The sequence below is a fragment of the Fictibacillus solisalsi genome (assembly GCF_900103485.1).
GTDB lineage: Bacteria > Bacillota > Bacilli > Bacillales > Fictibacillaceae > Fictibacillus_C > Fictibacillus_C solisalsi.
This window is the reverse complement of the sequence record NZ_FNHW01000001.1, coordinates 2,867,269-2,878,453: the sequence shown is the minus strand read 5'-3', so window position 1 is coordinate 2,878,453 and position 11,185 is coordinate 2,867,269. Positions and strand designations below refer to the sequence as shown.

Sequence of the window (11,185 nt, the reverse complement as noted above, 5' to 3'; positions counted from 1 at the left end):
CTACAATTTAGCAAAGACCGGGTAACCAAAAGGGTATCCGGTCTTTGTTTTTTTAGGTGCTCCGGATTAAAAAAGAGAAGTGACTAAAGATACAAATGGTTATGCCGATACTTAAAAAGTGAGGATTCCAGTCCCGGTTTTTTGGATGGTGGAGGAATTAAGCGGGTAAATTCCCATCTTTCTTCCTAAATATACAAAAAATTAAAAATTCTCTTGTGTTCTGACGTTTAATTCCGCTATATTTAGAAGTATATGGCACTTATGGTCGAATAAGGAGGAACTCACATTTGAAAAAGGGTAACGCAAATGCGGTCAAAACTCTGGTCATTTCCTCGGCATGCGCGGGGGCTATTCTTTTGCTTCCATCAAAAGGAGAGGCAGCATTAGGAGATCAAGTGTTGAAAAACGGAATGAATAATCCTGATGTCAAAGAACTGCAGCGGGAACTTATGAAGCAAGGTTATTTAAAGTCCAAGTATATTACCGGCTACTATGGACCACTTACTACCAATGCAGTCAAAGAGTTTCAACGAAAACATCATCTTGTGATTGATGGTGTGACAGGGAAGATGACGGTAAAGGCAATCACTCAAAAAACAGCAGCTTCTGCTCCCAAAAAGGCGACAGGCTACACCACCCTGAAACAAGGCTCCCAGGGTTATGAGGTAGACCGGCTTCAAAAGCGCCTGAAGGAACTTAAGTTTTTTACCTACTCCAAAATCACTGGCTATTATGGAAGAATCACAGCAGAAGCAGTCAAGTCGTATCAGCGGGCAAACCACCTTTCCGTGACAGGGATTGCAGATGATACAACGCAAAAGGCCATTTTTTCATCTGCTTCGCCTGCACCTGTTAAAACGCCGGCACAAGCCGTTCCTGACGGGCTGCAAAAGAATGACAGAGGCCAAATGGTGTATGAACTCCAGTCCAGTTTAAAATCGCTCGGATATTACAAGTACAACCTGGACAGCATCTTTGGAAGAATTACAGAGGCAGGTGTAAAATCATTTCAGCGCACCTACAAACTCCCCGTTACAGGAGTTGCGGACAGCAGAACAATGGAGAAAATCAGGGCAGAAGTTGGAAAAAGGAATGAAAAGCCTGCCAGCACCACACCAGCTGTTCAGGCGTTAAAGCTTCGTTCCACCGGCCAGGAGGTTTATCAGCTTCAGTCCAACTTAAAGGTACTTGGTTTTTATACATATAAAGTCGATTCAATTTTCGGAAAGATAACTGAAATGAGCGTGAAGTCATTCCAAAAGGCAAACGCTCTTTCCACGACCGGAATCGCAGACAGCAAGACCATTGAAAAAATCAAGGCAGAAGTGAAAAAGAAGGGGATTGAACCAGCTAAACCGCAAACGCCTGCAAAGTCTTTTAATGTCATTAACCTTGTGGGAGACGCAGCAGAGCTAGTCGGAACACCGTATACTTGGGGCGGTGATACCATATCCGAAGGGTTTGATTGCAGCGGATTTTTGGTTTATCTATTCAAAAAGCAAAATATCCAGCTTCCGCGGACAGTCGCTTCCATATGGAATGTGGGTAAAGCTGTCAGCAGCCCAAAAGTAGGGGATGTTGTCTTTTTTGAAACGTACAAAAAGGGTCCTTCCCATGCAGGGATTTATATTGGCAACAACCGTTTCGTGCACAGCGGATCATCCGGTGTGACCGTAAGTGATCTGGGATTATCGTATTGGAGCAGTCGTTATCTTGGGTCTAAGCAATTATATTGAAATGAACAACAGACAAACAAAAAGAACGTCCATCCCGAAGGATGGACGTTCTTTTTGGGGTTAGGGGTTAGGTGGTGGCTTATAATAAGAAAATACCCGCCTCTTCCTGAAGTTAAACATCGAATTGAAATATTTTTTTCTGATTCTTGTAGCAGGATTGACGGAAAGTTAAAATAAAGGTAGCATGATACACTAATGAAACCAGGTAAACACTGCCGTGAATGAGCGAGGTAATACATGATGAAAAAGAAAATTAAAGTCATGACGATCTTCGGAACCCGTCCGGAAGCTGTGAAAATGGCTCCTCTCGTCATGGAACTTAAAAAATATGCTGAAGAAATTGAACCTGTCGTTACGGTAACAGCGCAGCATCGACAAATGCTCGATGCGGTACTGGATACTTTCAGCATTTTACCGGACTATGATTTAAATATTATGCAGGACCGTCAAACGTTAAGCCAGATTACGATCAAAGCTCTGGCAGGTCTCGAAGGGATCCTTACTGAAGTAAAGCCGGACCTTGTCCTTGTCCATGGTGATACAACGACGACCTTTGCAGCAAGCCTGGCTGCGTACTACCAGAAAATCGAAGTTGGCCATGTTGAAGCGGGGCTTCGCACGTGGAATAAATACTCCCCATTTCCTGAAGAGTTAAACCGCCAGCTCACAGGGGTGATGTCAGATTTGCATTTTTCGCCAACCGGGGCGGCTGCAAAGAACCTGCTGGATGAGAACAAAAACGGGGACACTATTTTTATCACGGGTAATACAGCCATTGATGCGTTGAAAACGACCATTCAAGAGGTTTATACTCATGAAGTGCTGGAGAAAGTCGGGAATGACCGGATGATTCTCGTTACGGCTCACCGAAGAGAAAACTTGGGTGAGCCGATGCGGAATATTTTCAAAGCGATTAAAAGGCTTGTAGAAGATTATGATGATGTACAGGTTGTTTATCCTGTTCATTTAAACCCTGCCGTAAGGGAACTTGCAGCTGAAATGCTGGGGAGCGACCCGAGAATTCATTTGATTGAGCCGCTTGGGGTAATCGATTTTCATAATTTTGCTTCCCGGGCCTATCTTATTTTGACTGACAGCGGCGGGGTGCAGGAGGAAGCTCCTTCTCTCGGAGTCCCTGTACTGGTGCTCCGGAACAATACAGAGCGGCCGGAGGGAATTGCGGCCGGTACGTTAAGGCTGGTTGGAACGGAAGAAGAAAACATTTACTCCATCACCAGTAAACTTCTTACCAACAGCGTTGCGTATGATGAAATGGCGAAAGCCTCCAACCCTTATGGGGATGGCCAGGCCTCCCGACGAATTGTTGAAGCCATCCTGTATCATTACGGACTCAGAACTGAACGTCCAGATGCTTTTCGTGCGTTAAAGCCATAATAAAAGGGGTGCCAGCAAACCATGCTGGCATCCCTTTTTTAGGAAACAAATTCTTTATTTTTTAACGATGTTGGCTGTGGCTTCGGTTCATTTCTTAACAGCCAATCCATTTTCGGCTCAACCAGGGGTTTAAATAGACCAATGATGAATTTTCTGGTGATAAGCCAACAAGTGAAGAGGGCAAATAGAGCGGCTACCGCGATAAGTGCTATAGGATGCTCGGCAACCTGATCAGGAAGCAAGCCTCGATACACACGTACAATGGATGAATGAATCAAATAAATGAAAATCGAATAGATCCCTAATTTATTGAACAGAACAAGCTGCTTGTCCTGAGACGTTAAAAGCATAATGGCAATGGATAAAACCGTAACTCCACCGTAGATGGCAATCTGAATGAGAGCGCCCTTTACGAATGGCCATTCAAAATGGCTGTATGAATCCCTCATGAACGTAATGGCAGTATCCCAATTATTGTTGGTGAAAAAGACCATAAACCCAAGAAAGCCAAGAATGACAGCTGCTGAAACCCATTTTCCTGGCATTCTCCACGTTTTGGAGCGCGCAGCCAAAGCTTTTAAGACATTTTTTTCAGCCAATAAATAGCCAATCAAGAAGTAAGGATAGAAATTAACGAGCTTTCTCAGCGAAAACCAGCTGGTTACATCATTTACGTAACTGACCCAAATCGCAAGTGCAATAGCTGTAATCAGTGGAAAACGTAATTTGGTCACATAAGGAGTAATCATCCCCCAGACGATAATTCCCAATAAAAACCACATCGTCCAGTAAGGCTGAAGCAAATCCAGAACCCTGCTGTCTGAGTGAAGAGTAATCATCTCCTGGTCATTGATTAATTTTGAGAACACCCCATTGATCAACTGCCAGATTAAAAAGACGGCAAAAAGCTGGACGGTTCGCTTAAACTTATTCGGCCGGTAGAAATAGCCGCTAATGATAATGAATAAGGGCATATGAAATGTATAAATAGCGTTGTACAAGTACAAAGGCAGGGTGTTTCCATCCCAGTCCCTGTATATTTCGATTGAATGTCCGAATACGACCATGAATATTAACAGACCTTTTATGTTGTCAAACCATGGTATGCGTTTGCTGGCCATAATTTCCTCCTTCCCCTGTTTACCAAAAACTCCGAGCAATATACGGTTATTTATTCTAACGAATGGCGGTAAAAGGCGTCAACTGCGCGCATGAATTTACCAGCCATACTGTTAGTAACCTTTTTCTGTGTAAGTTAAACCTTTATCCTCACATTTTTCGTCAAAAAGATTGATTTGTTGTCGAGGTAGTATGACCTATTACAAAACTTTGACAATAATTGTCTATTGATTGTCAAGTGTATATGGTTGGTGTTATATTTTAATTTAGACATTTTGACATCAATCAACACGATGTGATAAAAAACGTCAAAAAATATACTGGATTTCGAATATGTAAGTAAGGGTACTTTAAATAGAGAAAGAAATCAGAGGGTGTATTACTGAAAAAGGAGCTGACAATTGTGATCTATGCAGAAATTCTTGCGGGCGGAAAAGGAACCCGTATGGGGAATATCAACATGCCCAAACAATTTTTAACATTAAACAATAAACCTATCATTATTCATACAATTGAGAAGTTTATTCTAAACGACCGCTTTGACAAAATTTTGGTGGTTTCACCAAAAGAGTGGATTATTCATACAAAAGACATCATCAGAAAATATATAGCCGGTGATGACCGCATTGTTGTGGTTGAAGGCGGAAAGGACCGAAATGATTCCATCATGAGCGGAATTAACTATATTGAAAAAACATTTGGCCTTAATGATGATGATGTTATTGTTACACATGATTCGGTTCGTCCGTTTCTGACTCACAGGATTATTGAAGAAAATATTGATTTCGCATTGGAGTACAGAGCTGTCGATACAGTGATTGAAGCGATCGATACTATTATTGAATCCACAGACGGAGAAATCATCTCCAATATTCCTGTCAGAAGCTCAATGTATCAAGGACAAACACCGCAAAGCTTTAATATAAAAATGCTTGTGGATCACTATCATTCCCTAAGTGATGAACAAAAAAACATCCTGACTGATGCCTGTAAAATCTGCGCGCTCAAAGGGGAGAACGTGAAGTTGGTAAAGGGCGAAGTTTTCAATATCAAAGTAACAACACCGTATGATCTTAAAGTGGCAAATGCCATTATCCAGGAGAGCATTGGACGATGATTAATCAAGTCTATCGTTTAGTTTCTCCCCGCCAATTTGAAGTGACATACAATGATGAGTCGCTTCAGACTGATTATGTGGTAGTTCGCCCTACACACTTATCCATTTGCGCTGCGGACCAGCGGTATTACACAGGCACCCGCGGAAAACAGGCCATGGCCAAAAAACTGCCGATGGCTCTGATTCATGAAGGGATCGGCAAGGTGGTCTATGATTCAAAAGGGGAATTCAAAACAGGAACTCCGGTTGTTATGGTTCCCAATATACCGACAGAAGAAGATGACATTATAGGAGAAAACTATTTAAGGTCCAGTAAGTTTCGTTCCAGCGGATATGACGGTTTTATGCAGGATTATGTTTTTCTTAAAAGAGACAGGCTGGTGCAGCTTCCGGAAGGCATGAGCCCTCATGTGGCTGCTTTTATTGAGCTGATTACTATTGCGATGCACTCGCTCGTACGTTTTGAACAGAAGGCACACAGCAGAAGGGATACGTTCGGTGTATGGGGAGACGGGAACCTTGGATTTATTTCGGCTCTCATTCTCAAAAAGCGTTACCCGGAAAGCAAGGTCTATCTGTTTGGAAAAACAAAATACAAGATGGAGCACTTTTCCTTTATTGATGAAGCATATAATATTGATGAAATTCCGGATGATCTCCGGATTGACCATGCATTTGAATGTGCAGGCGGCAAAGGGAGCCAGGACGCGATAAATCAAATCATTGATTACATCCATCCGGAGGGTTCCATTGCGATCCTCGGAGTTTCCGAATATCCTGTGGAAATCAACACCCGTATGATCCTGGAAAAGGGGTTGACAGTCATAGGAAGCAGCCGAAGCGGCAGAGCCGATTTTGTCAACACCGTTGAATTTATGAAAGAGATTCCTGAAGTTATTGAGTACCTCGAGTTGCTGGTTGGTTCAGTGCACGAAGTACGTACGATTCAGGATATCATCGATGCATTTGAGAAAGATTTGACAACATCTTGGGGAAAAACAATTATGGAGTGGAAAATTTAATTGAATATCTTTCCCTGCCATAAAAAAATGAAAGGGGAGGATGGAAAATGTCATTTTTGAAATTGCTGCCCACCATAACAGTTAAGCAATTTATCCGTATGATCTTCTTCCTTTGTTCCATCCTCTTTCCATTAAAAATGAACAAGGTTACCTTTGCGTCTTATCGAGCCGATAAGCTCACGGGTAATCTTGCTTATGTTTATAAAGAGATTCAACGAACCAGGAAGCATCAATATGATATGTATTTCTTATTAAAGAAGTTCGATTCCTCGTTTGCGGGAAAACTGGATTACGTGTTGCACATGATAAAGGCCAGCTATCATCTGGCGACTTCCAAATACTTTTTTATTGATGACTATTACTTTCCGGTATATTGCATCAAGCCGAGAAAAGGCTCGGAAATCATACAGTTATGGCATGCAGCCGGCGCGTTTAAAAAGTTTGGGTACAGTACAATTGACAACTCGTTTGGCCCAAGCCGGAATTATTTGGAGCATGTGAAGATCCATTCGAACTATTCTAAGGTGGCTGTCAGTTCGTCAGAGGTTATTCCTTTTTATGCGGAGGCTTTTGACATGGATGAAGAAAAAGTCATGCCATGGGGCATACCCCGAACGGATTACTTCTTCATGAAAGAAAAGCATGCGAAGGTGAAAGAACGTTTTTATGAAAAATATCCGCAGCTGAAGAATAAGAAATTGCTCCTGTATGCGCCGACCTTTCGGGGAAAGAGCCATTACCAGGATCAATTTGAATGTCCGATCCATTTTGAAGCACTCCAAAAAGTACTTGGAGACGAGTATGCCCTGCTTGTGCATTTGCATCCGTATATTACAACCCCGGTGACAATCGAGCCTTCTGCCGAGCAGTTTGTATTTGAAATCAAGCAGAATTTTACGATCAATGAATTAATGATTATTTCGGATCTCTTGATTACAGATTATTCATCCGTTATCTTTGAATACAGCCTGCTGGGGCGTCCTATCGCATTTTTTGCGACGGATTTGGAAGAATATAAATCTGAACGCAACTTTTATTATGATTACCAGTCTTTTATCCCTGGCCCGTTTTTTAATGAAACCGTGGCGCTTGGGAATTGGATTAAGCAGGGTGAGTATGATTATCAAAAAATCAATGCCTTCAGAGACCGATTCTTTGACTATGCGGATGGCAAAGCCGCAGAACGCTTAGTAAACGCGATTATGAAATAAAAGCATTCATTCGATTTGATACAGCAGAAATGAGGAATAGATTGGAGTTCAGTAAATGATTACGAGGGTTAAAAGAAAACTGAGAAGGATGCTAGGCAGAAATAATAACCAGCAGCAGCAACTTCCTGACCAGGATTTAATAATTAATGACAAGCACGTTATCATAAAAAAAGACAAGTTGGAGCCCACCCTTCCTCTCATAAAGGAAATGGCAGGTGTCAGAGATAATCTGGTGCCCCGGCGGAAAATTACTCATTTGTCCTTTACGGGGCCAGTAATGAAAATCAAAGGTTATTATTACTTGGATAATATTCCTATTCACGAAGATGATTATGTGAAAAAAAGATTGATACTGGTCAATGTGGTCAATAAGAAGAACCTTCCGGACATTCATATTCCATTGCAGGATATAAAAGTTGACGGATTGCGTCTGAATGAAACGATCAGTGAGGATTATAAATGGGCCGGGTTTCAGGGGGAGATTAATTTTTCCCGCGTTGAATTGGGCAACAAACCGCTGATTGATTCCGAATATGCGTTTTATATCGAAATCGAAATGAATGTACCAGGACACGATATTGTGAGAAAAAGGTTTCCGCTTGGAAATATCGAGTCTTTCCTGCCAAATGGTTTTTATTCTGCCAAAATGGAGTACTTCTCTGCAAGAAGGCACTTGAAATATAACCTTTTGGCCACGTATGACCGGGAAGTAAAAACACTAAAATTGGTTTCGTCCAAATTGAAGGACTTTGATCCGGCCGAGCTTGATATGGATGAAGCCATCAGAAGAACGCCATTTTACCGATTCTTTTATTCCAAAGTGTTCAAGCAAATTTATAACTTTTGCTGCCTCTTCCCGATCAAGGAGAAAAAGGTGTTGTTTGCCTCTGACAGCCGTGAAGATATGAGCGGGAATTTTCAGTTTGTATATGAAGAAATGCTGAAGCGAAATCTCGATTTTGATTATCATTTTATGCTAAAAAAGGGTGTAGGGGTCAAAAAGAGCTACACTGAACTGATCCGGCTTGCGTATGATATGGCAACCTCTAAATTTATTGTCCTGGATGACTTTTATCCGCTAGTCTATCCGCTGAAGATCAGGGATAAGGCTGAACTTGTTCAGCTCTGGCATGCGGTTGGTGCATTTAAGACGTTTGGATTCAGCCGTTTGGGAAGACCAGGTGGGCCTTCTCCGAAGTCGCTAAACCACCGGAATTACACGAAAGCAATTGTCAGCTCACATAATATTGGCAAATATTATGCGGAAGGCTTCGGCATTTCAGACGAGTATGTTGTCCCGACGGGAATACCAAGAACTGATGTGTTCTTTGATAAAGCCTACCAAAGAGAAGTGAAAGAACGATTATACGAAGAATTTCCGTTCTTAAGGGATAAAAAGGTGATTACCTTTGCGCCTACCTTCAGGGGGAACGGCCAACAATCTGCACATTATAATATGGAAATGCTGAATCTTGACAAGATTTATGAAGAACTCAAAGATGAGTATGTCTTCTTATTTAAAGTCCACCCTTTTGTTAAAAATGATTTTAGCATTCCTTATCAATACAGCGAATTTTTCTATGACTTCTCGTCCTACCGGGAAATCAATGATCTCTTGTTTGTAACTGATATTCTGATTACCGATTATTCTTCCGTTTGCTTTGAGTACGCTCTGTTAAACAAACCGATGATTTTCTTTGCGTATGATGTGGAGGAATACATTCAAAAAAGGGATTTTTATTTTGATTACCATTCCTTCATCCCGGGACCGCTTGTCAAAACAACAGACCAGCTGGTTTCTACCATCAAAAGGGAAGACTTTAAAATGGAAAAGGTGCAGCCGTTTGTAAACTACTTCTTTGATGATATTGACGGAAAAGCGAGTGAACGGGTGGTTGACCGTATTTTTCTCAGAATTGGGGAAGAGGACGAAGAAGAACTTCAATCATAAATTTTAAGGATGAAAGAGAATCCCTCTCTTTCATCCTTTTTTACATTTAGGATTGATTGAAGAGCCGAAGGGGAAATAAACAAGAAATATCCGTACAGAAAGGTCTGTCAGACATGAAGAAAAAGGTATATATGGTCATCGGCAACATTGACATTGATAAAGGTGGAATTACAAGGGTGATGCTGAACCGCTCCCGGCTTCTTTGTGAGAGGGGATACAGTGTTACCCTTTTAACATTGAATTTCAAAAAGAACTACTCAGAGGTGGAAGCCGCCCTAAAGGGGATGGGGCGGCTGCATCCAGACGTGGACATTCTCGATATCCATGATTTTTACAAAATGAAAAGTACGGTTGCCTTTAAAGCAGAAGAAGATCACTCAGAGGCAGAAGAAGATTACTTTATCAACCATGGAAAGCATCATGACCGCTATTTCAGAAATGGTGTATTGTTTAAAGATGAAAAACGTGATGCCAATGGAGAACTGGAGTATATAGATTATTACAGTGAAAACAGATTAAGGTCGAGGAGAGAAGATTTTTACAAGGGCCATTTGTATAGAACAACTCATTATCATCCTTCAACACAAAAGGCAACAGTGAAAAATTACTGCACAGAGCACGGTTTTTGTTATTTAAGCCGCTGGTATAGCGGAGAAACAGGGGAGCTCGAGAAACTTTTTCTATTTAATGCACAGGACCTAAGCTGTAAGATGTATACATCCAATGAGGATTTTCACGTCAGCTGGCTGAATGAAATGTGCAAGCAGGCGGAAGGGAAACCCTATGTCATTTGTGACGGGCCTGGCAGCGCAGCCAAAGTTTTGGATATCGACAAAGACCGGGCTTACCGGATTCTTGCTGTGCATACCAATCATTTTTCTTTTCCTCATCAGAAGGGCAGTGACGTTAAAAAGAATCATAAAGAACTGTTGGACCGGTTCAAGGAGGCAGACGCTCTAGTGCTGTTAACCAAAGAACAGAAACGGGACATTGCGGAGCAATACGGAAATCCGGGGAACATATATGTTATTCCTCACTTTGTTACACCCATGGAGGATACGTTTTCTATTCAAAAGGATCCTCATTTGGTTTCGATTGTGTCCAGGCTGCACGAAGAAAAAGGGCTTGATGAGGCAATCAGAAGCTTTAAACAGGTGGTTGGCCAATGCCCGGAAACCCGGCTTGAAATACATGGATCGGGACCCGCAGAGGAAGAACTGGCGGAACTGATTGATGAATTGGATTTACAGCAGCATGTGCAGTTAAAAGGGTACTGCGATCAAGTGGGACAGGTTTTCAAACAATCCCTTTTTACGGTCCTTACCTCCAAATATGAGGGTCTCAGCCTTGTGATCATGGAATCGATGGCGAACTTCACTCCCGTGATCAGTTACAACATTAAATATGGCCCTTCTGACCTCATTGACCATGGCGTTGATGGATATCTCGTTCAAAACCGCAGTCTGGATGAATTGGCCCGCTATATGCTTGAACTGCTCAAGAACCCTGAGAAAGCTAAGACGATGGGGGAGGAAGGGTATAAAAAGGTAAAAGCAAAGTGGAATGAAGAGCTTCATTTCCAGCATTGGGAAACACTGTTTGGAAAAATCAGCCATTAAAAAAGCTTCCAGACC

At 41.9% G+C, this 11,185-nt stretch carries 8 protein-coding genes; 7 read left to right on the top strand and 1 reads right to left on the bottom strand.

Translation table 11 applies throughout. The features are described 5' to 3' along the window. The first annotated feature begins 287 nt into the window (after positions 1-287). Both BLT53_RS14670 and wecB read left to right on the top strand, forming a co-directional pair. The gene (locus BLT53_RS14670; RefSeq protein ID WP_090235840.1) at positions 288-1,736 is read left to right on the top strand and encodes a C40 family peptidase; all 1,449 of its coding nucleotides are present in this window, start codon (positions 288-290) and stop codon (positions 1,734-1,736) included. 240 nt (positions 1,737-1,976) lie between these two features. Next, positions 1,977-3,131 carry a non-hydrolyzing UDP-N-acetylglucosamine 2-epimerase gene (wecB, locus tag BLT53_RS14665; RefSeq protein ID WP_090236916.1) on the top strand — a complete coding sequence of 385 codons (1,155 nt, stop codon included), beginning with the start codon at positions 1,977-1,979 and terminating at the stop codon, positions 3,129-3,131. A gap of 38 nt (positions 3,132-3,169) precedes the next feature. Here the strand turns inward: wecB and BLT53_RS14660 are convergent, their stop codons facing one another. Continuing rightward, the gene (locus BLT53_RS14660) at positions 3,170-4,252 is read right to left on the bottom strand and encodes an acyltransferase family protein (RefSeq protein WP_090235839.1); all 1,083 of its coding nucleotides are present in this window, start codon (positions 4,250-4,252) and stop codon (positions 3,170-3,172) included. Between the two features lie 401 nt (positions 4,253-4,653). Between BLT53_RS14660 and BLT53_RS14655 the strand changes: the two genes are divergently transcribed. From BLT53_RS14655 to BLT53_RS14635, 5 genes are all read left to right on the top strand, one after another. After that, complete coding sequence (locus BLT53_RS14655; RefSeq protein WP_090235837.1) at positions 4,654-5,367, top strand: IspD/TarI family cytidylyltransferase; 714 nt, start codon at positions 4,654-4,656, stop codon at positions 5,365-5,367. Next, positions 5,364-6,389: a ribitol-5-phosphate dehydrogenase gene (locus BLT53_RS14650; RefSeq protein ID WP_090235836.1), complete on the top strand. Its 1,026-nt coding sequence runs from the start codon at positions 5,364-5,366 to the stop codon at positions 6,387-6,389. Before BLT53_RS14655 ends, BLT53_RS14650 begins: the two co-directional genes overlap by 4 nt. A 47-nt stretch (positions 6,390-6,436) precedes the next feature. Beyond that, a complete protein-coding gene (locus BLT53_RS14645; protein ID WP_090235834.1) occupies positions 6,437-7,600 on the top strand; it encodes a CDP-glycerol glycerophosphotransferase family protein in 1,164 nt (387 codons plus the stop codon). 55 nt (positions 7,601-7,655) lie between these two features. Continuing rightward, positions 7,656-9,551: a CDP-glycerol glycerophosphotransferase family protein gene (locus BLT53_RS14640; protein WP_244520420.1), complete on the top strand. Its 1,896-nt coding sequence runs from the start codon at positions 7,656-7,658 to the stop codon at positions 9,549-9,551. 113 nt (positions 9,552-9,664) lie between these two features. Beyond that, complete coding sequence (locus BLT53_RS14635; RefSeq protein ID WP_090235833.1) at positions 9,665-11,170, top strand: glycosyltransferase; 1,506 nt, start codon at positions 9,665-9,667, stop codon at positions 11,168-11,170. Positions 11,171-11,185: the final 15 nt, after the last annotated feature.